Genomic DNA, 20779 nt, shown 5'->3' with positions numbered 1-20779 from the left:
CTTTCCGGTTTCCCTTTCACCTGCTCCGCCGGAGCCTGCGAAAGGGAAGCCATGCTGCCGATCCTGATGCCGTCGCCGCTGCCATTGCCGGGCGCTCTTGCAAGGCAGCTCGATACGGCCGCTCGCGAGTTGTTGCAGCCCGCTGGCGGTCATGACGTCGACTTTTCTGCCCCAGCCGGGGAGGCTGCCCTCAGCGGAGCCGATTCGGTCTCGTGGCAAGTCTTCAAGAACCCCGTCGCCCTGTTCATCGGCGGCGTCGCCGCCGTGCTGCTCGAACTGGCCGAGCCGCGTGTGCGGACGGGCGTCTGGGACTACTCGTCCTTCCGGAGGGAGCCGGTGCGACGCCTGCGCCGGACGGGTCTGGCGGCGATGGTCACGGTCTACGCAGCGCGCTCGACCGCGGAAGCGATGATCGCGGGAGTGGTCCGGCGGCACGATACCGTTGCTGGACGCACGCCTGAGGGCGTTGCCTATCGCGCCAACGACCCGGAATTGCTGGACTGGGTCCAGGCGACGGCGGGATTTGGGTTCAGCGAGGCATATCACCGCTATGTCAGGCCGCTCTCCACGGAGGATCGGGACAGGTTCTATGCGGAATCCGTACCGGCCGCCCGACTCTATGGAGCTTCAACGGCTCCGCGATCCACGGCCGAGATGGACGCCCTGTTCGAGCGGACGCGCGTCGACCTGGCGCCTTCGCCGATCATCTTCGAGTTTCTCGACATCATGAACACCGCACCGATCTTTCCGGCACCGCTGCGGCCATTCCAGCGCATGCTGGTCCGGGCCGCCGTGTCGACGACGCCGGGCTGGTTGCGCGAGCGCCTCGGCCTCGGCGCCGGCTTCGGCATCCGTCGTGGCGAAACACCGATTTTGCGGCTGGCGGGGCAGCTCGCCGATCGGCTGATGCTGCGCTCATCGCCTGCGGTCCAGGCCTGCCGCAGGCTTGGATTGCGCGAAGATCATCTCTATCGCCGCGGCCACTGAGCGGCTTCGGGATTTACACCCGGGGCTTCTGGCACTATCCCCGGAGCCAATTCAGGAAGGCCCTTCGCATGCGCCCAGAAATCCAGACGCAACTCGACAACGCCAAGCAGTCGATCGGACTGCTGAGGAGGCATCTTTGACTGGGATGTCGCTCAACGCCGCCTCGCGGAACTGAACGCCCTCTCGGAAGGTTCCGACTTCTGGAACGATGCCGAAGCTGCGCAAAAGCTGATGCGCGAGCGCACCTCGCTGGAAACCCAGATCGAGGGCATCACCAAGCTCGAGCGTGATCTCGAAGATGCGCTGACGCTGATCGAACTCGGCGAGATGGAGGAGGACGCCTCCACCATCACCGAAGGCGAGCAGGCGATCAAGGCGGTCCAGGACGAAGCCGCGCGCCTCCAGGTCGAGACCCTGCTTTCGGGCGAGGCCGACATGCTCGATACCTATATCGAGATCCATCCGGGCGCCGGCGGAACCGAGAGCCAGGACTGGGCCGAGATGCTGCTGCGCATGTACCGGCGCTGGGGCGAACGGCGGAAGTTCAAGGTCGAGACGCTCGAGTACCAGGACGGCGACACCGCCGGCATCAAGTCCGCGACGCTGCAGTTCAAGGGCCACAATGCCTATGGCTGGCTCAAGACCGAGAGCGGTGTGCACCGGTTGGTCCGGATCTCGCCATTCGATTCGAACGCGCGGCGCCAGACCTCGTTCGCGTCGGTCTGGGTCTACCCGGTCGTCGATGACCGCATCGTCATCGAGATCAACGAGTCGGATTGCCGGATCGACACCTACCGGGCGCAGGGCGCCGGCGGACAGCACATCAACACGACCGACTCGGCGGTGCGCATCACCCATATCCCGACCGGGATCGCGGTATCGTGCCAGCAGGAGCGCTCCCAGCACAAGAATCGGGCCAAGGCCTGGGACATGCTGCGCGCGCGTCTCTACGAGGTCGAGCTGAAGAAGCGCGAAGAGAAGGCCAATGCCGAGCAGGCCTCCAAGACCGATATCGGCTGGGGCCACCAGATCCGCTCCTATGTGCTGCAGCCCTATCAGCTCGTGAAGGATCTGCGCACGGGCGTCAGCTCGACCGCGCCTTCCGAGGTGCTCGATGGTGCGCTCGATCCGTTCATGGAGGCGTCGCTGGCCCAGCGCGTCTACGGCACGGAAGTCGAGGTCGAGGACATCGACTGAGGCTGCCGCTCGTCATGCTCGGGGCTGTCCCGAGCATCTCCTGCAAGGGATTCTCGGGTCGGCGCTTCACTTCGCCCGAGAATGACGCCGCGGTCCGCTGACGCCACGCGTTTCCGCTTTCCGGTGCGATGCTTTAGCGTCGCGCTCGGATCGCCGCGAAGCCGAACGACATGACGCTGCCCAATCTGATCACCATCGGTCGGCTGTTCCTGGTCCCGCTCGTGATCGTCATGATCCTGAACGGGCGCTGGCAGGGCGCCTTCATCGTCTTCGTCGTGGCCGGCGTCTCCGACGCGATCGACGGATACCTCGCCAGGAATTGCGGCATGGCGAGCGAGCTGGGCGCCTATCTCGATCCGATCGCCGACAAGGCGCTGATCGTCTCGATCTACATCACGCTGGCAATGGTCGGCGCGGTCCCGTCCTGGCTCGTCGTCCTGGTCGTGTCGCGCGACATCATGATCATCTCGGCGGTGATCCTGTCCTGGGTGATGGGAAAACCGCTAGCGATCTCACCGTTCGTGGTCAGCAAGCTCAACACCGGCGCGCAGGTGATTTTCGCCGCGCTGGTGCTCGGTTCACGAGCTTTCGGCGTGGACCCGGGCCAGGCGATCGAGGTTGGACAGCTCTTCGTGACGCTGTTGACGGTCGGTTCGATGACGGCCTATCTCGCCTTCTGGCTGCGCCACATGGCGGCATGACCGAGCGCGGAGGTCGCCGTGTCAGGACCGGGAGCGACGATCACCGGTTGGACAATTCACCGCCACCCCCTATCTGATGACCGCGCGCCGCCGGATCCGCGAAAGGCCTGAGAATGACCCTGCAACGCCAAATCGGCTTCTGGCTGCTCTCGCTTGCCGTTTTCGTGCTGTTCCTCGTGGTGTTCCGCGATGTGCTGCTGCCCTTCATCGCGGCTCTGGCGCTGGCCTATCTGCTCGACCCGCTGGCCGATCGGCTGGAGCGGGCAGGGATGAGCCGGTTGGCGGCGACGATCCTGATCCTCTTCGTCTTCCTGCTGATCTTCGTGCTGGGCCTCGTGCTGCTGGCGCCGCTGCTGGGGCAGCAACTGGCCGGGCTGGTCGCCCGCCTGCCGGCCGACGCTGCCAAGCTGCAGGCGCTGGTGATGGAGCGGGGCGCGCCCTGGATGGAGCGCTTCGGCGGCGCCCAATTGACCGAGGAAGCCAAGAACTCGCTCGGCAATCTCGTCGGCCAGGCGACCAGCTGGGTCGGCAGCGTTCTGCAATCACTCTGGACCGGCGGCACCGCGATCATCGGCGTGTTCTCGCTGCTGGTGCTGACGCCGGTCATCGCCTTCTACCTGCTGGTCGACTGGGACCGGATGTGTGCGACGGTCGACAGCTGGCTGCCGCTCGACCACCGCGAGACCATCCGCCAGCTGCTGCGCGAGATGGATGTCGCGATCGCCGGCTTCCTGCGCGGCCAGGCCCTCGTCTGCCTGCTGCTCGGGATCTTCTACGCGGTCGGCTTGAGCCTGCTCGGCGTCAATTTCGGCGCGCTGATCGGTATCATCTCGGGCTTCCTGTCGTTCATCCCCTATGTCGGCTCGCTGACGGGCCTTGTGCTCTCGGTCGGCGTCGCGATCGTGCAGTTCTGGCCGGACTGGACCTGGCCGCTGGCGACGCTCGCCGTCTTCGCTGCCGGTCAGTTTCTCGAGGGCAATATCTTCCAGCCGAAGTTCGTCGGAGATTCGATCGGCGTGCACCCCGTCTGGCTGATGTTCGCACTGCTCGCCTTCGGCTCGCTGTTCGGCTTCGTCGGGCTCCTGCTGGCGGTACCGCTGGCGGCCGTCATCGGCGTGCTCTGCCGCTTTGCGCTCAGGCAGTATCTCGCCAGCAACATCTATCACGGCGGAGATGCCACGCGAGCCGCGGCGGCACGGGCGCGCATCGAGACCGATGCCTGAGGCGCCAGATATCCGAGATTCGAAATGCCCGAGTTTCCGAACCGACCGCGCCAGCTTGCCTTCGACCTGCCGGTCGACAGCCGCTACGGCGTCGAGGATTTCCTCATCGGCCCATCGAACGAGGCGGCCTATGGGCTTGTCGAGGCCTGGCCGGCCTGGCCGGACGCCTGGCTGCGCCTCGTCGGCCCCGAAGGGGCCGGCAAGACCCATCTCGCGGCGATCTGGGCCAAGACCTCGCATGCCTGGACGGTGCCGGCCTCCGAGGTGATCGAAGACAAGGTGCCGCATCTGATCTCGGGCGGGGCATTGGTTGTCGAGGATTGCGATCGGGGCCTGCGCGACGAGGCGGCGCTGTTCCACCTGATGAACGCGATCAAGGCGCGCGGGGGCTACCTGCTGCTGACGGCGCGTGAGGCGCCCGATCGCTGGGGGCTGCGCGTGCCGGACCTGCTGTCGCGGCTGCGGCTCGCGCCGCATGCGACGATAGAGCCGCCTGACGACACGCTGCTGCGCGCGGTGCTGGTCAAGCTCTTCATCGACCGGCAGCTGGTCGTCGACACCGGCATCATCGAAATGCTGGCGCTGCGAATGGAGCGTTCCTTCGCAGCGGCACGGGCACTGGTGGATGCGCTGGACCGGCTCTCGCTCGAACGCGGGCGCCGGGTGACGCGGTCGCTCGCGAGCGAAGCCCTGGCAGGAATCTCCGCAGAAGTGGGACTGTCGGCGGAGGAGTGAGCCCGGCTCAGCGTCTGCCGGGCGACGCCTCGACCGGCAGCGCGACCAGCTGCGCATGCATCGCCTCGACCAGGAGGTCGTGGGCGCGGGTCACGATCGCATCGAGCGAAGGCGTCTTCACGAACATCGCGGCTGCCTTCTCGCTGAGCTCCTCGCGCGTCGGCAGGACGGGCAGATGCCAGCGCGACGCATCCCAGCTCGCCAGCGCGTAGGTGTTCAGCGCATCCTGGGCTTGCTGCTGGATCTCCGCCAGGCGATCGCCGGCGCGCTCCTGCAGCTCGCCGAGGGCCGTCTTGAATTCGGCCAGCGTCAGGCTCGGCAGGTGCAGATCGGCGAGGCTCGGCGTCGCGGCATAGGCCTCGCGGAAGGCCACGACGATGCGGTCGAGCGGCACGGAGGCCGCCAGCCGCTCCGCGGAGCGCTCGATCACGCGCGGCGGCAACGCCTGGGAGCGTTCGATCACTGCCTGTGGCGGCTGCTTCAGGTCCCAGACCAGGCGCAGCTTCGAGAGGCCCAGGATGACGTAGTAGGTCGGGTCGATCTGCCACCAGCGGAAGCCCTGGCGGACGCTGTACTGATAGGCGTGGTGGTTGTTGTGCCAGCCTTCGCCCATCGTGATGATCGCGAGCCACCAATTGTTGCGGCTTTCGTCGCCGGTCACATAATCCTTGTCGCCATGCACATGGGCGAGCGAATTGATGCAGAAGGTGGCGTGATAGACCGCGACGGTCGACCAGAAGAAGCCGACGAAGAGGCCGGCCCAGCCATCGATCGCAAAGCAGATCACCGCCAGCAGGATCGCGGGGGCGAGCTCGAAGCGATGCAGCCAGCGCAGCTCGGGGAACTTCGTCAGGTCCTGGATGCTTGAATCGTCGAATGCGTGATGGCCGCGGCTGAAGATCCAGCCGACATGCGAATAGGCGAAGGAGGTCTGCACCGGCGAATGCACGTCATGCTCGGTGTCGGAATAGCGGTGATGATGTCGGTGCTTCGAGGCCCACCAGAAGACACTCTTCTGGGCGGTCGACTGCGCCAGAACCGCCAGGACGAACTGACCGACCCGGCTGGTCTTGTAGGTCCGATGCGAGAAGTAGCGATGATAGCCGCCGGTCACGGCGAACATCCGCAGCCAGTAAAGGCCGATGGCGAGCCAGACCGAGGTCGCGGTCACGCCGCTCCAGACAGCGCCGAGGCAGGCGACATGTGCCAGGACGAAGGGGATCGCGGACGGATAGACGATGTCGCCTTCGTCATGATGGGAAGTGCTGCTCAAGAGATCCTCGGTCGAGTGGTGCGGCTCCGATCGAGCCCGCCGGGGAGGTCTCTCCCGCTCGGGGCACGAAACAGGAGCACAGCGGCGCACGCAAGTGGACCGCTCGACGCAGGCGCGCGAAGTGCTGGCGAGCGCAGCTCAAATAGTGTGTCCTGTGTCATCGAAGTGTCACGGTAGGATGGCTCAAGACCACCGAGGAGACCAACGTGGCCAGAGCAGCGACCCGAACGAGAGCCAAGGGCATGAACACGCAAACCAGCGTCATCGAAGCCGCGGAAGCCATTCCGAGTGAGCAGGCGATTTCGCTTCGGCAATCGCCGTCGCGCTTCATGAACCGGGAACTGTCCTGGCTGCAGTTCAATCGTCGCGTCATGGAGGAGGCCTCCAACCGCAACCACCCGCTGCTGGAACAGCTGCGCTTTCTCTCCATCTCGGCGGCGAATCTCGACGAATTCTTCATGGTGCGCGTCTCCGGCCTGCGCGAGCAGCTCAAGGCCGGCGTCGTCACGACGAGCCAGGATGGCCTGACCCCGGCCGAACAGCTTGGCGAGCTCGGCAAGGCAGTCTCGGCCCTGACCGACGACCAGCAGGCCCGTTGGGTCGAGCTCAAGCGCGACCTGCATGAGAACCGAATCCATCTGCTCGCCCCCGGCGACATTGCAGGGCCCGAGCGCGTCTGGCTCGAGGACTATTTCCTGAACTACGTCTTTCCGGTCCTGACGCCGCTGGCGATCGACCCGGCGCATCCCTTTCCCTTCATCCCCAATCTCGGCTTCACACTGGCTTTGGCGCTCGAACGGGTGAGCGACGGCCGCCAGCTCGATGCGTTGATCCGCGTGCCGATCAAGATGGATCGCTTCATCGAGTTGCCCGACCTCGCGCGCGAGAGCCTGCGCCGCTTCATCACGCTCGAGGACGCGGTCTCGCTGTTCATCGGCAAGCTGTTTCCCGGCTACGACGTCAAGGGGACCGGCTCCTTCCGTGTGATCCGCGACACCGACCTCGACATCGAGGAGGAGGCCGAGGATCTGGTCCGCGTCTTCGAGACGATGCTCAAGCTGCGGCGGCTCGGGGTCGTGATCCGTCTCGAGATCAGCAGCGGGATGCCGGAACACCTGCGCAAGATGATCGTGCGGGAACTGAAGGTCGACGACGACGAAGTCGTCGTGATCAAGGGCATGATCGGCCTCAGCGAACTCTCGCAGCTTGTCGGAGTCGACCGGCCCGACCTGAAGTTCAAGCCCTACAATGCTCGCTTCCCCGAGCGCATCCGCGAGCATGGCGGTGATTGCTTCGCCGCGATCCGGCAGAAGGATCTGCTCGTCCACCATCCCTATGAGAGCTTCGACGTCGTCGTGCAGTTCCTGCAGCAGGCGGCGCGCGATCCCAATGTCGTCGCGATCAAGCAGACGCTCTATCGCACCTCTGCGAACTCGCCGATCGTCAAGGCGCTGACCGAGGCGGCCGAGGCCGGCAAGTCGGTGACGGCGCTGGTCGAGCTCAAGGCGCGCTTCGACGAAGAGGCGAATATCCGCTGGGCCAAGGAGATGGAACGCGCCGGCGTCCAGGTCGTCTACGGCTTCATCGAGCTGAAGACCCACGCCAAGCTCTCGCTGGTGGTGCGCCGGGAAGCCGGCCAGCTCGTCAGCTACTGCCATATCGCGACCGGCAACTATCATCCGATCACCGCGCGGATCTACACCGACGTCTCCTTCTTCACCGCCGACCCGGTGATGTCGCAGGATGTCGCCAGGGTCTTTAACTTCATCACCGGCTATGCCGAGCCGGCCGAACTCGAGAAGATGTCGGTCTCGCCGGTGGGGCTGAAGCAGCGCCTACTCGCCGACATCGCCGAGGAGGTCGCGCATGCGAAGGCCGGCGGCAAGGGCGCGATCTGGGGCAAGTGCAACTCGCTCGTCGATCCCGAGATCATCGACGCGCTCTATGATGCGAGCCAGGCCGGGGTCGAGGTCGATTTCGTCGTGCGCGGCATCTGCTGCCTGAGACCGGGCATTCCCGGTCTGTCCGAGAACATCCGCGTCAAGTCGATCATCGGCCGCTTCCTCGAGCATACCCGCGTCTACGCCTTCGGCGCCGGTCACGGCCTGCCATCGCCCAAGGCGAAGCTGTACATTTCATCGGCCGATCTGATGCCCCGCAACCTCGACCGGCGCGTCGAGGCCTTGACGCCGATCCTGAACGCCACCGTCCATCAGCAGCTGCTCGAGCAGATCATGCTGGCAAACTTCCTCGACAACGAACAGAGTTGGACGATATTGCCCGACGGTGGCTCCCGACGCATTGTCCCGGCGCCGAACGAAGAGTCGTTCAACGCCCATATGTACTTCATGACGAACCCGAGTCTGTCAGGACGTGGAAAATCACTCTCGAATTCCAGCCCCCGTTCCCTTTCGCGGCGAGGGGGGCGCAAGGGCTGAGGTCCTGAACGCACCAGGCCGCCTCGGGCTCGGCGCCGGCACGCTGGCGATCGTCGATATCGGCTCCAACTCGGTCCGCCTCGTCGTCTACGAGATGGTCGCGCGAGCACCCGCCCAGGTCTTCAACGAGAAGGAGATGGCCGGTCTCGGCCGCCAGGTCGCGACCACCGGCCGGCTGGCCAGCGACGCGATGGAGAAGGCGATCGCTGCGCTCGTGCGCTTCCGCATCCTGTGCGAGGCGATGCATGTCGGCGAGATCCGCGTCATCGCGACGGCCGCCGCCCGTTATGCCAGCAACGGCCCGGAGTTCATCGCCCGCGCCGAGCAGGCGATCGGCCAGCCGATCGAGCTGATCTCCGGCGACCGCGAGGCCGTGCTGTCGGGTCTGGGCGTCGTCTCGGGCTTCGACAATCCCGACGGCGTCGTCGGAGATCTCGGCGGCGGTAGTCTCGAACTGATTTCCGTCGCGAGTGGCGAAGTCGGGGAGGGGGCGAGCGTCCCCCTCGGCGGCCTTGCGCTGCTCGATCGCTCGAAGAACTCGCTCAAGCTGGCCGAGAAGATCGTCAAGGACGAGCTCGACCGGCTGCCGCAGATCGCCGCGATGAAGGGCCGCGACTTCTACGCCGTCGGCGGCACCTGGCGCGCGCTCGCGACTCTGCACATGCATCAGGTCAACTACCCGCTCAACGTCATGCACGGCTACACCTTGCAGGCCAAGGACGTCGCCGACTTCGTCAAGCTGGTGGAGAAGGCCGACCTGACGGGGCTCGATTCTATCGATTCCGTCTCCTCGGCCCGGCGTCCTCTGCTGGCCTATGGCGCTCTCGTCCTCGACGAGCTGATCAAGCGTGGCAAGCCGCGCTCCGTCATCATCTCGGCACAGGGCGTGCGCGAGGGTCTGCTGCACGAGCAGCTTTCGCCCGAGGAACGCTCCGCCGACCCGCTGCTCGGCTCCGCGCGCGACTACAACCATCTGCGGGCGCGCGATCCTCGCCATGCCGCCGAACTGATCGCGTGGACCCGCACAATCCTGGAGACCGCCGACCTGCCGGACCCGGGATTATCGCCGCGCATGATCGAGGCGGTCTGCCTGCTTTCCGATATCGGCTGGCGCGCCCATCCGGACTATCGCGGTGAGCAGAGCATGAACGTCATCGCCCACGCTTACTTCACCGGGATCGATCATATCGGGCGCGCCTTCCTCGCCCTTGCGATTTTCCATCGCTATGCCGGGCTGAAGTCCTCGTCGCCGGCCGCGATGGCCCTGCGCGCGCTGCTGTCGCCGCCGATCCTGGAGCGCGCCCTGCTGCTGGCCGCGATTTTCCGCGTCGCCTATCTGCTCTCGGCCGGGATGGCGGGCTTGCTGCCGCGCATACCGGCGACCTGCGTCGATGGCCGCCTGATCCTGCGGCTTCCCGAAGATCTCATGCCGTTGGCGAGCGAACGCGTCACCGGCCGGCTGAAGCAGCTCGCGAAACTGCTCGGCCGCGACTACGAGATTGCGGGAATTTGACCTTCGCAGGGTACTCGTCGCGTCGAAAGCAGCGAAAGCTCAGCCGACGACGACCCGGCCGCGGATGACGCGCAAGCCCAGCGTGCCGCTCTTGAGCGCCAGCGCCTTTTCGCCGAAGACCTCGCGCCGCCAGCCCTGAAGCGCCGGCACATCGGCGCCGTCGTCGGAGGCGATGGCCTCGAGGTCGTCTGACGAGGCAATGATCTTGGGGGCGACGCGCTCGGCCTCGGCGACCGCCTTGAGCAGGACCTTGAGCAGGTCGAGCACGGCGCCGTTGCCGCCACGGCCACGCTCCCGCTCCAGCCGGGGCAGGGTCTTGGGATCGAGCGACAGGCCGCGCTCGATCGCCGCGAGGACCTCGCCGCCCGAGCGCGAGCGCTCGAAGCCGTTCGGCACGGAGCGCAATTCCGCCAGCGCCTCGACCGAGCGTGGCGTGCGCTGGACGATGTCCATCAACGCATCGTCCTTGAGCACGCGCTGGCGCGGCACGTCGCGATGCTGCGCCTCGCGCTCGCGCCAGGCGGCCAGTTCCATCAGGGCGGCCAGTTCCTTCGGCTTGCGGATCCGGCCCTTGAGGCGCTGCCAGGCGTTCTCCGGCTTGACCTCATAGGTGTCCGGCGAGTTCAGCACTGCCATCTCTTCGGCGACCCAGCTTTCGCGGCCCGTCGATTCCAGATCGGCCTTCAGCGCGAGATAGATGGCGCGCAGATGGGTGACGTCCGCCTCGGCATAGACGAGCTGCGCCTCGTTGAGCGGCCGGCGCGACCAGTCGGTGAAGCGCGAGGATTTGTCGATGCGGGCCTTGGCGAGGTCGTTGGCGAGCTGCTCGTAGCCGACAGAGTCGCCATAACCGCAGACCATGGCCGCGACCTGCGTGTCGAAGAGCGGCGTCGGCAGCACCCGCCCGAGCATCCAGACGATTTCCAGGTCCTGGCGTGCCGCATGGAAGACCTTGACCACAGCCTCGTTGACCATAAGCCCGAAGAACGGTGCGAGATCGAGATCGGGCGCCAGCGGGTCGATCAGCACGGCCTCGTCGGGCGAGGCGAGCTGGATCAGGCAGAGCTTGGGGTAATACGTCGTCTCCCGCAGGAACTCGGTGTCCACGGTGACGAAGGGGTGCTCGGCCAGGCGCAAGCAGGCTTCGGCGAGATCGGCGGTCGTCGTGATCAGGTTCATGAGGCTGGCTCTTAGCAGACTGAGCATCGCCATGTCGCGGGCGTTCTTGACATTCGGCCCGCCCGCGTGTGCTTACGCGGAAAGCCGTTCGCGCGACCATGCCCGCATGCGCGCCGTTGCGCCCGCCAGATTTCCGAAGAGAGCAGTCCCGTGACCCTGCATCGCTACCGTTCCCACACCTGCGGCGCCCTTCGCGAGAGCGATATCGACGCACAGGTCCGCCTCTCCGGCTGGTGCCACCGCATCCGCGACCATGGCGGCGTGCTGTTCATCGACCTGCGCGACCATTACGGCATGACGCAGGTCGTGATCGATCCGGATTCGCCCGCCTTCGCGACGGCTGAGACGCTGCGCTCCGAATGGGTCGTGCGCATCGACGGCAAGGTCAAGGCGCGTCTCGCCGGGACCGAGAACGCCAACCTGCCGACCGGTGCGGTCGAGGTCTTCGCGACCGCGATCGAGGTGCTGGGCGCGGCCGGCGAGTTGCCGCTGCCGGTGTTCGGCGACCTCGAATATCCCGAAGACACGCGGCTCAAGTACCGCTTCCTGGATCTGCGCCGCGAGAAGCTGCACAGCAACATCATGCTGCGCACCAAGGTCATCGACTCGATGCGCCAGCGCATGAAGGCATCCGGCTTCTCCGAGTTTCAGACCCCGATCCTGACCGCCTCCTCGCCCGAGGGCGCGCGCGACTTCCTCGTGCCGAGCCGGCTTCATCCGGGCAAGTTCTACGCGCTGCCGCAGGCGCCGCAGCAGTACAAGCAGCTCCTGATGATGGCGGGCTTCGATCGCTACTTCCAGATCGCTCCCTGCTTCCGCGACGAGGATCCGCGCGCCGACCGTCTGCCGGGCGAGTTCTACCAGCTCGACGTCGAGATGAGCTTTGTCGAGCAGGAGGATGTCTTCGCGACGATGGAGCCGATCATCACCGGCATCTTCGAGGAATTCGGCAACGGCAAGTCGGTGACCAGGGACTGGCCGCGCATCCCCTATGCCGAGGCGATCGCCAAATACGGCTCCGACAAGCCCGACCTGCGCAACCCGCTGGTGATGCAGGACGTGTCCGAGCATTTCCGCGGCTCCGGCTTCAAGGTTTTCGCCCGCATCCTCGAGGACGAGAAGAACCGCGTCTGGGCCATTCCGGGCCCGAAGGGCGGCTCGCGAGCCTTCTGCGACCGCATGAACTCCTGGGCACAGGGCGAGGGCCAGCCCGGGCTCGGCTATCTGATGCTGAAGGAAGACGGCGAGGGGCAGGGGCCGATCGCCAACAACATCGGCCCCGAGCGCGTCGCTGCGATCGTCAAGCAGATGGGGCTGAAGCCGGGCGATGCCTGCTTCTTCGCCGCCGGCAACCCGGACAAGTTCTACAAATTCGCCGGAGCTGCCCGCAACAAGGTCGGCCAGGAACTCGGGCTGATCGACGAGAACGCCTTCGCCTTCGCCTGGATCGTCGATTTCCCGATGTTCGAGTACAATGAGGACGAGAAGAAGGTCGATTTCTCGCACAACCCATTCTCGATGCCGCAGGGCGGCCTGAAGGCACTGACCGAGCAGGACCCGCTCTCGCTCAAGGCCTTCCAGTACGACATCGCCTGCAACGGCTTCGAGCTGGCCTCGGGCGGTATCCGCAACCACAAGCCGGAAGCGATGGTGAAGGCCTTCGAGATCGCCGGCTATGGCGAGGAGACCGTGATCGAGCGCTTCGGCGGCATGTATCGCGCCTTCCAGTATGGCGCACCGCCGCATGGCGGCATGGCGGCCGGCGTCGACCGCATCATCATGCTGCTGGCCGGCGCAACCAACCTGCGCGAGGTCGCACTCTTCCCGATGAACCAGCAGGCCGTCGATCTCCTGATGGGCGCCCCGGCGGAAGCCTCGCCCAAGCAGCTCCGCGAGGCGCATCTGCGCATCAACGCTCCCGAGAAGAACGGCTGATCCACGATGCCTTGCCTGCCCGCCGCGCGGCCGTTCGCGCTCGCTTGCCTTGTCGCGCTGCCGCTCGGCGCCTGCGTCTCCGGCCCGGCCAATCCGAGCGCCGGCCGCGCTTCCGAACTCGCTAGCCTGGTCTCGCGCTCGGTCGCCTGCCGGGCAGGCGCTCCGCGCGCCAACACGCTTGAGCGCTTCATCGCCGCCGAGAAGGCGCGCGGTGCGACGCCCGAGCAGCTTGCGAGCGCCCGCTCGACCTATGTCACGGTCTCCGAAGCCGAGACGATCAACCAGGGGATCAGGCCGCAGGCCTGCACGCCCGAGGAGCGCGCGGCCGTCAAGGACAAGATGACGCGGGTGCGCGCCGGCGACTTCAGCGCCCTCTGATTGCAAACTGGCCGCGTCATATGCCTGTCCCGTTTCCTCGCCTCGGACGCGTCCTGCCTTGGCCGCTGCTGCTTGGCCTGGCCGGCTGCACCACGATCGGGCCGATGCCCGGAACGCCGGAGTTCACCGCGTCGCAGGTCTCGCGCGCCTATGATTGCGGCGTCCGGGTCGATCGGAGCCGGGTCATGGCCAATCTCCCGCGCGAGGAACGCCAGCGCTTCGTGGCGGCCAATGCCGCCTTCGCCGTGAAGTCCTACAAGGCGCCGCGCTCCTGCGACTCATTCGAGCGGGCCAGCCTTCAGCGAGACGTCGCAGCGCTGACCCGGCGCTGAATTTCGCTTGCGTCGGGTGAGCCATCGCGGCCACAAGGCGCCAATGCCTCCCGCAAACCCGATCACCGCCATCGTCGTCACCTATGACAGTGCCGAGGTTCTGCCGGCCTGCCTGTCGGCGCTGGCGGCCGAGGGCATTCCCGCCATCGTCGTCGACAACGCCAGCGACGATGCCAGTGCGGATATTGCCCGTGCGCAAGGCGCCACGGTGATCGCCAATGCCCGCAACGAGGGCTACGGCCGCGCCAACAATCACGGCGTCGCTGCCAGCACCACGCCCTATGTGCTGATCGTCAATCCGGACGTCGAGATCAGGCCGGGCGCAATCGCGGCATTGCTGGCTGCGGCCGATCGCTATCCCGATGCCGGGATGCTGGCGCCGCGCATCGTCGAGCCTTCGGGCCGCGTCTTCCTTCAGCCCCGCTCGCTGCTCTCGCCGCCGCATCTCAACCGCACCGGCTCGATGCCGGTTCCGGAAGGCGATGCCTGCCTGCCGTTCCTCTCCGGCGCCTGCCTGCTGATCCGGCGCGAGGTCTTCCAGTCTCTCGGTGGCTTCGATCCCGCGATCTTCCTGTTCTACGAGGATGACGACCTGTGCCGGCGGATGCGCGACGCAGGGCACGCGCTGATCCATGTCCATGAGGCGGAGGCAGCGCACGGGCGCGGCCGCTCGACCGCGCCATCTGCCTCGCGCCGCTTCACCGCGCGCTGGCATCTGGCCTGGTCAGAGGCCTATGTGTCGAACAAGTACGGGCTGGCCCGGCCGTCGCTCGCCGCGGTCGTCCGAAACACAGCGAAAGCAATAGGTTACGGCCTGATTCTCAATCAGACCAAGATGGCGGCCCATGCCGGCTCCGCCGCCGGCGCCATCGCCTGGCGCCGAGGCGCGACGGCACTGGAGCGTCAAGGCCTCACAGATGCAGGTCACGTATCGGCGTCGCGATGATCCGACGGATCTCGCGCAGCTGCCGCAACACCAGCCTCGCCTTGCGGAGCGCCACGCTGCTGCCGGCCAGCAATTCGGCTTCGCGGGCAGCAAAGGCATTCTTGCCGCTCTGAACAGGAATGGGGCTGGTCGGGCAGGGTTCCTGCGGAAACCGCGAAAGGTCGATCTCGTCCAGAGCGGGTTCGGCTCCACGCAGGCTGCGACCGATCGCGCCGCGGGCGGCGTCGAGGCGGGCGCCGGCCAGATCGCGCACGGGCTTCTGCATCACGGCGCTTGAATCGCGCCACTGGATGCCCTTGCGGTAAGCCGGGACCCATTGGACCTGCGCCTCGAGCAGGTTGAGCCCGGCATAGCGCGCCAATGCCGGGAAGGCGTCGTCGTAAAAGCGCCAGCAATCGACCGGGAAACGGTGGCGCGGCCCTCCGCCCGGCGAGGTGATGAAGGCGAGCCCGTTGCCCTTGAGCACGCGCGCGATCTCCAGGATCGTGATCCAGAAGAACTCGGCATGCTCGAAGACCTCCGAGCAGGTCACGACGTCGACGGACCCGGACTCGATTTCGCTCCAGTGATAGGGGTCGGCCACGGCAACATCGACGTTCAGACCGGGCTCGATATCCATGCCCCGCAGGGTCCAGCCGGGGTTCTGCAGGACGTCGCGGTTGGACAGGCTCTGGCCGTCGACGATGGCAGATCCGACATCAAGCAGAGTGAGTGGCGTCGCCTCGACGTCGGCGAGATAGGCCTGGCGAAAGATCCGGGCCTTGTCTTGGGCAGAGGCGTGCATGCAAACGTCCAGATCAGGGAATGATCAGGCTTGGTAGGGCGCGCCTTCGACGATGACAATGTGTTTCTACAATGTTTCTCGAGATCTCCCGCTGTCAGCGCGGACGCTCGGTCAGGCCTTCGATCCGGTCGGACATCAGCACCGGCATTAGCCGGCGCACCTCGGCGTCCGGCAAGTTCCACCAGGCGCTGGCAAGCAAGGCGGCGATACGCTCCTCGCTCATGCGAGAGCGCACGATGCGAGCCGGATTTCCCGCCACGATTGCGTAAGGCGGTACATCGCGCGTCACCACCGCGCGAGCCGCCACCACTGCACCGTGCCCGATCGTAACTCCCGACAGCACCATGCACTGCGATCCGAGCCAGACGTCATGGCCGATCGAGACATCGCCATTGGAGGCGTGACTGCCGTCATGGCCCACGGCCTCTGGCCAGAGCCGGGGCAGGGCGGGGAATGGATAGGTCGTGACCCAGTCGAGCCGGTGGTTGCCGCCGAGCAGAATCTCGACGCCGTCAGCGATCGAACCATAGCGGCCGATCGTGAGCTTGGAGCCGGCTTCCGCGAAACGCACCTTTGGGCTGCCATAGGTGAAGGCGCCCACTGCGATCTGCCCCGGGCGCCGCGCGATCAGCTTGGCCAGATGCAGTCGCGTCTGGTTGTCGGGGTTGAAGTGTCGGCGCAGCGAGCCCGCAAGCCAGTTCGGCAGGCCGGCCCACCAGCGTACCAGCGGGCCGGGGCGCCATTCGATATCCTCCGGCAGCAACACGCCTGCCGGATCAGCTTCTGACTTCACTGCGCATCAGCCTTGAGGTTGATCTTGTCGAGGATCTCGGTCGGGTCGGTGATGGCGATGACGTCGGCAAGGCCGAGCCCGCTCGCCGACCTGGCGCTGGCCTCGATCGTCAGCGTACCGGGCTTGGCGGCGAAGCGCGACACGGCCGCCGTCAGGGCCTTGGCGGCGTCCGAGGGGCCGAGGATCGAGGCGAGGCCGAGGCTCGCGATCATCGCGAATTGCTGGCGCATCTCCTCGGGCTTGCGGCCGGCCTTGCGGGCCTCATTCGCGATCAGCTTCTCGACAAGGCCGAAGTTCTCCAGCTTGGCGTTGAGCCCGCGCGCGGTTGCGCCGAGAGCCGCGACCTGGGCGAGGGCGGCATCGCTCGAGAACAGGTCCTTGGTGACGTTGCCGAGCGTGGCCGAGGCCTCCAGCCGTGCCAGGCCGGCGCCGCCGAACGAGATCTGGCGGATGGCAAGTTCGTTGCGCGCTGCTTCCCAGGCGAGGTCGAGCTTGGCCGAGAGATCGAGCGAGCGAATCCCCATGGCGATCAGGTCGCGGGCGGCCGGGTTGCCGGCGCCCTCGGTGATGGGCGCGACCAGCTTGTCGATGGTCACGACGAGGTTGGTCGGAATGCCGTTGAGCTGTTCGCCCGCCTTCAGCTCGAAGGTGCCGAGCCCGATCTTGATCGGCTGCCCACTGGGCAGCAGGGGCGGGGCATCGACCGAAAGACCGGCCAGCCGGATCGTGCCGATCGTCGGGATGTAGCGCCGCCAGTCGATCGTATCCGCATCGGTCTCGGGCTTGGCCAGCGCAGCCTGCAGTTCCTTGATGACCGGGGCGAAGGAGAATCCGGAATAGCTGATCGAATCGATCAACCCCTTGGCGCCGCCGCCCGAAAACTGCATCCCTTCGAGGGCGAAGCCGGATCTCGCCGGCGTGTCCTCGCCATAGGCGATGCGAGCGATCTTGACCTCGACCGCCTCCGGCTTGGCCCCGGCTTTGCCATCCGGGTTCGGCGCGACGACATTCATCGTCATGTCACGGATTTCGCCGCTGCCATGGTCGATGCGGTCATAGAGGGCGAGCAGGGAGCGGCCCATGCTCTTTTCGGCCTCGCGCTTTGCCGGGTCGGACTTGTCGCCGGGCGCATTGACCTCCTCCGACATCGCCACGAGCCGGTTGACGACCTCGCCCATCGGCTCCGCACCGACGCTGGCGGCGAAATCGCGGCCGACCGCCTTGCCGAAGCTGACCTTGCCGGCTGGTCCCATGTCGACGGTGTATCCATCCTGCTCGAAGCGCCGGAACAGCGGCCGCGCCGGCTCGTTCGAACCTGACGCGCTCCGCTCGGTGATGACGCGCGCCGTCTGCCGCAGGTCGAGCCCCTCGAAGCCGAGCCGCTTCAGCGTGCCGGTGATCTTGCCGGCGGGCTGGCTCTCGCCGGTCAGCGTGCCGCCCGACGATTCGCCTCGCGCCACCTTGCCGTCGCGCAGCTCCGAGAAGCGGACGTCGCGATAGGTCGTGACCTGCTTCTGCTTGCCTTGGCTGTGCTCGAAGACGAGCTCCGGCGCGGTGATCTCGGCGGCGTTCAGCCGATCGATGCGGGCCACGGCGCTCTCGCCCGTCCTGCCGTTGAGCAGCCCGGAGAAGGCCTCGCGCTCCAGGGTCGAACCCTTGACCAGAAGCTTGGGCGCCGAGATCACCATCGCGCCGAAGTCGAGCCGGACATTGTCGAGCTGGAAATCGGCGGCGGTCGCCGGCCTCGCCAGAACCAGCAAGACGAGGGCGAGTGCGGTCCCGACGAAGCGGTGCGGCCGGTGAAGGCGCGGAGCGGTCATGGTGGTCTCCAGGTTCTGTGGCGGCGACCCTGCCGCAAGCCGGCCGGGAAGAAAAGACGACAAGGCTGGACATGCTGATGAAAAGCTTGACCGCCCGGGTAGCTTGGCCGGTATCTGTCGAAGAATCGCCATCTCCGCCGTCATAGGTTCGGAGGACGCGAACGCCATGGAGCCACGACCGATGCCGGCCAAGACCCGTTCCCTCGCAGCCTGCCTGGCGGCAGCCGGCCTCATGCTCGCTGGTGCTTTGACGGCGCTCGCTCCGGCTGCCGCGACGCAGCCCCAGCTGGCGCAGGCCGCGCCTGCTGCGCAAGCCCCTACGGCACTGGAGACGCTGTCGATCGTCAGCGGCGACAAGCGCCACCCCTTCCAGGTCGAGGTTATGCGAACCGCCGAGCAGCGCGCCCGGGGCCTGATGCACCGGCGCTACCTGCCGGCCGATCGCGGCATGCTGTTCGACTTCGTACGGGTCGAGCCGGTCGCGATGTGGATGGAGAACACCTTCATCCCGCTCGACATGCTGTTCATCCGGGCCGACGGCACCATCGCCCGCATCGCCGAGAACACCGAACCGTTGTCGCAGCGCACGATCCCCTCCGGCGAGCCGGTGCTGTCTGTGCTGGAGATCAATGGCGGCATCAGCCGGACGCTAGGCATCAAGCCTGGCGACCGCGTCGAACACGCCCTGTTCAAGCGTTGAGGGGGCCACTGATCAACTCTGGCCCAAGGCGGCGACCGGACACGGTCACGGGCATCCCCGGGACGCTTGCGGGCCGAGGGGCCTGGCCTGGCGGCGGCTTCAGCCCGATCCTGACGAGAGGTGCCCGCCGGGGCCGAATTCCGTCTGGAATTCCGGTTCCCAAAACGACCGCGTGGTGCTATGCGGTTGCGCATCGCGGCAAGGTCCGGAGGACTTTGCGCGATGGTTTCGCAAGCTATTTGATGCACTTGCGATCAGTCGGGGTATAGCGCAGCCCGGTAGCGCATCTGCTTTGGGAGCAGAGGGTCCCAGGTTCGAATCCTGGTGCCCCGACCATACCGATTGTTTGGGGGCGGTTCGCATCGGTGCGGACGCCCCGGATTGAGACCGTCCGGCGGATCGCGTGATCCAGGACATCAGGCGAGGGCCGAGCGAGAGCCATGACCGCACGCATCTACCGCCCCGCCCGCACGGCCATGCAATCCGGCACGGCCAAGACCGAGCGCTGGCTTCTGGAGTACGAGCCCGAGCAGCCGCGCCAGATCGAGCCGCTGATGGGCTGGACCTCGTCGGGCGACATGAAGAGCCAGCTCAAGCTCTGGTTCGACTCGGAAGCCGAGGCGGTGGCCTATGCGACTCGCAACGGCATCGCCTATCGCGTCGAGCAGCCCAATGAGCCGACGCGCCGGACAGTCGCCTACTCCGACAATTTCAAGTACTCGCGTCTGGGTCAGTGGACGCATTGAGCGACTGAGAGCGGAGGCCTCGGCATCCGCGTCAGGGCCCGTAGCTCAGATGGATAGAGCAGCAGCCTTCTAAGCTGCTGGTCGCTGGTTCGAATCCAGCCGGGCTCGCCATTTTCTCGCCTTGGCCGGCGCTTCCGCCTCGCTGCGCGGCCGGCTGCCTGCGGCAGCCGGTTCGGTCTCCGGGAGACGCGATGAACAACCGCCAGATCGAGTTGTTCGCCGCGGTGATGAAGGCCGGCAGCGTCTCGCGGGCAGCCGAGCTGCTCGGCGTCACCCAGCCCGGTGTCAGCCGGGCCATCGCCGAACTGGAACGCTCCCTCGGCTTCCGCCTGTTCGACCGGGTCCGCAATCGCATCGTTCCCACCCCCGAGGGCAGGCTCTTCCATGCCGAGGTCGAGGCGAGCTTTCGCGGCATGGACCGGTTGCGGGCAAGTGCCGCGCGCATCCGCGACCACGGCGCCGGGCAGATCCGGATCGGCTCGCTCTCGGCCCTCGGCTCCTCGCTGGTGCCGCGGGCGGTACGCCGCTTCCGGGAGATGCGCCCCGACATCGCCGTGACGCTGATGGTGCTGCCTTCGCGCGACGTGCGCGACGGCGTGGTGTCGGGCGCCTTCGATCTCGGGCTGGCCGCGGACGAGATCGATGTCAGCGGCGTGCTGCACCAGCCCTTCGTCTCGCCGCGCGCGCTCTGCGCCATGCCGATCGGGCACCCGCTCTGCGAGCGCGAGACGATCACGCCGCATGACCTCGCCGGTGTCGACTTCATCGCCTATGTACCGGAGGACCGAGCGCGCCAGCGGCTCGACCAGATCCTGGCGGAGTCGGGGGCCGCGCCGCCGCATGTCGTCGTCGAGACGATCTATGCTTCGACCGTCTGCTCGCTGGTGGCGGAAGGTGTCGGCGTCGGACTCGTCAGCCCCTATGCCGTTGCCGGCGCCGATCCGAGCCGCCTGGTGCTCAGACCCTTCGAGCCGGCGGTGCAGAGCAAGAGCCTGCTGATCCTGCCGCTCGACAGGCCGAAATCGCAGCTGGTGCGCGACTTCATCGACTGCCTCATGGCGGCGCGCTGAGCGCGGCGCCCGACCGGCATAACATCCCG

At 66.6% G+C, this 20779-nt stretch carries 19 protein-coding genes and 2 tRNA genes; 16 read left to right on the top strand and 5 right to left on the bottom strand.

The window, feature by feature from the left end:
• Positions 1-51: 51 nt before the first annotated feature.
• The 5 genes from VGN82_RS12155 to VGN82_RS12135 all read left to right on the top strand — a co-directional run bounded on the left by VGN82_RS12155 (position 52) and on the right by VGN82_RS12135 (position 4843).
• Positions 52-987: an oxygenase MpaB family protein gene (locus VGN82_RS12155; protein WP_327527268.1), complete on the top strand. Its 936-nt coding sequence runs from the start codon at positions 52-54 to the stop codon at positions 985-987.
• A 68-nt stretch (positions 988-1055) separates the two neighbouring features.
• A protein-coding gene (gene prfB, locus VGN82_RS12150; RefSeq protein WP_327527267.1) for a peptide chain release factor 2 occupies positions 1056-2184 on the top strand; the annotation gives its coding sequence in 2 pieces (ribosomal slippage) (positions 1056-1124 and positions 1126-2184; 1128 coding nt in all).
• 170 nt (positions 2185-2354) lie between these two features.
• A complete protein-coding gene (locus VGN82_RS12145) occupies positions 2355-2885 on the top strand; it encodes a CDP-alcohol phosphatidyltransferase family protein (RefSeq protein ID WP_327527266.1) in 531 nt (176 codons plus the stop codon).
• 113 nt (positions 2886-2998) lie between these two features.
• Entirely contained in the window at positions 2999-4108 is a 1110-nt protein-coding gene (locus VGN82_RS12140; RefSeq protein ID WP_327527265.1) for an AI-2E family transporter, read from the top strand.
• A 24-nt stretch (positions 4109-4132) separates the two neighbouring features.
• Positions 4133-4843 carry a P-loop NTPase family protein gene (locus VGN82_RS12135; RefSeq protein ID WP_327527264.1) on the top strand — a complete coding sequence of 237 codons (711 nt, stop codon included), beginning with the start codon at positions 4133-4135 and terminating at the stop codon, positions 4841-4843.
• A gap of 7 nt (positions 4844-4850) precedes the next feature.
• On the opposite strand, the gene VGN82_RS12130 is transcribed toward VGN82_RS12135, so the two are convergent.
• Positions 4851-6116: an acyl-CoA desaturase gene (locus VGN82_RS12130; protein WP_327527263.1), complete on the bottom strand. Its 1266-nt coding sequence runs from the start codon at positions 6114-6116 to the stop codon at positions 4851-4853.
• A 242-nt stretch (positions 6117-6358) separates the two neighbouring features.
• Here VGN82_RS12130 and VGN82_RS12125 point away from each other — a divergent pair, with 242 nt between their 5' ends.
• A complete protein-coding gene (locus VGN82_RS12125; RefSeq protein WP_327527262.1) occupies positions 6359-8554 on the top strand; it encodes an RNA degradosome polyphosphate kinase in 2196 nt (731 codons plus the stop codon).
• Positions 8490-10067 carry an exopolyphosphatase gene (gene ppx, locus VGN82_RS12120; protein ID WP_327527261.1) on the top strand — a complete coding sequence of 526 codons (1578 nt, stop codon included), beginning with the start codon at positions 8490-8492 and terminating at the stop codon, positions 10065-10067. The genes VGN82_RS12125 and ppx overlap by 65 nt, the downstream gene beginning before the upstream one ends.
• Before the next feature lie 39 nt (positions 10068-10106).
• On the opposite strand, the gene rnd is transcribed toward ppx, so the two are convergent.
• On the bottom strand, positions 10107-11246 hold the full coding sequence (gene rnd, locus VGN82_RS12115; protein ID WP_327527260.1) for a ribonuclease D: 1140 nt from the start codon (positions 11244-11246) through the stop codon (positions 10107-10109).
• Between the two features lie 156 nt (positions 11247-11402).
• On the opposite strand from rnd, the gene aspS reads away from it, so the two are divergent.
• The 4 genes from aspS (at position 11403) to VGN82_RS12095 (ending at position 14837) form a co-directional block, all read left to right on the top strand.
• Entirely contained in the window at positions 11403-13181 is a 1779-nt protein-coding gene (gene aspS / locus VGN82_RS12110; RefSeq protein ID WP_327527359.1) for an aspartate--tRNA ligase, read from the top strand.
• 6 nt (positions 13182-13187) lie between these two features.
• Positions 13188-13559, top strand: a complete 372-nt coding sequence (locus VGN82_RS12105; RefSeq protein ID WP_327527259.1) for a hypothetical protein — start codon at positions 13188-13190, stop codon at positions 13557-13559.
• Between the two features lie 104 nt (positions 13560-13663).
• Complete coding sequence (locus VGN82_RS12100; protein WP_327527258.1) at positions 13664-13891, top strand: hypothetical protein; 228 nt, start codon at positions 13664-13666, stop codon at positions 13889-13891.
• Between the two features lie 43 nt (positions 13892-13934).
• Positions 13935-14837: a glycosyltransferase family 2 protein gene (locus VGN82_RS12095; RefSeq protein ID WP_327527256.1), complete on the top strand. Its 903-nt coding sequence runs from the start codon at positions 13935-13937 to the stop codon at positions 14835-14837.
• On the opposite strand, the gene VGN82_RS12090 is transcribed toward VGN82_RS12095, so the two are convergent.
• The 3 genes from VGN82_RS12090 to VGN82_RS12080 form a co-directional block, all read right to left on the bottom strand.
• Positions 14803-15621: a class I SAM-dependent methyltransferase gene (locus tag VGN82_RS12090; protein WP_327527255.1), complete on the bottom strand. Its 819-nt coding sequence runs from the start codon at positions 15619-15621 to the stop codon at positions 14803-14805. The two genes, VGN82_RS12095 and VGN82_RS12090, sit on opposite strands and share 35 nt — an antisense overlap.
• Positions 15622-15715: 94 nt before the next feature.
• Positions 15716-16303 carry a CatB-related O-acetyltransferase gene (locus VGN82_RS12085; protein ID WP_327527358.1) on the bottom strand — a complete coding sequence of 196 codons (588 nt, stop codon included), beginning with the start codon at positions 16301-16303 and terminating at the stop codon, positions 15716-15718.
• Positions 16304-16410: 107 nt separating this feature from the next.
• On the bottom strand, positions 16411-18234 hold the full coding sequence (locus VGN82_RS12080; RefSeq protein ID WP_327527254.1) for a hypothetical protein: 1824 nt from the start codon (positions 18232-18234) through the stop codon (positions 16411-16413).
• A gap of 181 nt (positions 18235-18415) precedes the next feature.
• Here VGN82_RS12080 and VGN82_RS12075 point away from each other — a divergent pair, with 181 nt between their 5' ends.
• The 5 genes from VGN82_RS12075 (at position 18416) to VGN82_RS12055 (ending at position 20750) form a co-directional block, all read left to right on the top strand.
• Entirely contained in the window at positions 18416-18934 is a 519-nt protein-coding gene (locus tag VGN82_RS12075; RefSeq protein WP_414644279.1) for a DUF192 domain-containing protein, read from the top strand.
• Positions 18935-19193: 259 nt separating this feature from the next.
• Positions 19194-19270 (top strand) — tRNA-Pro (locus VGN82_RS12070).
• A 104-nt stretch (positions 19271-19374) separates the two neighbouring features.
• The gene (locus tag VGN82_RS12065) at positions 19375-19680 is read left to right on the top strand and encodes an ETC complex I subunit (protein WP_327527253.1); all 306 of its coding nucleotides are present in this window, start codon (positions 19375-19377) and stop codon (positions 19678-19680) included.
• 34 nt (positions 19681-19714) lie between these two features.
• Positions 19715-19791 (top strand) — tRNA-Arg (locus tag VGN82_RS12060).
• Positions 19792-19871: 80 nt separating this feature from the next.
• Complete coding sequence (locus VGN82_RS12055; protein WP_327527252.1) at positions 19872-20750, top strand: LysR substrate-binding domain-containing protein; 879 nt, start codon at positions 19872-19874, stop codon at positions 20748-20750.
• Positions 20751-20779 lie beyond the last annotated feature (29 nt).

This window comes from Allobosea sp. (assembly GCF_035999205.1).
In the GTDB taxonomy this organism is placed as follows: Bacteria; Pseudomonadota; Alphaproteobacteria; order Rhizobiales; family Beijerinckiaceae; genus Allobosea.
Note: the sequence above shows the minus strand (reverse complement) of the source record. Positions and strands in the feature narration are given on the sequence as shown.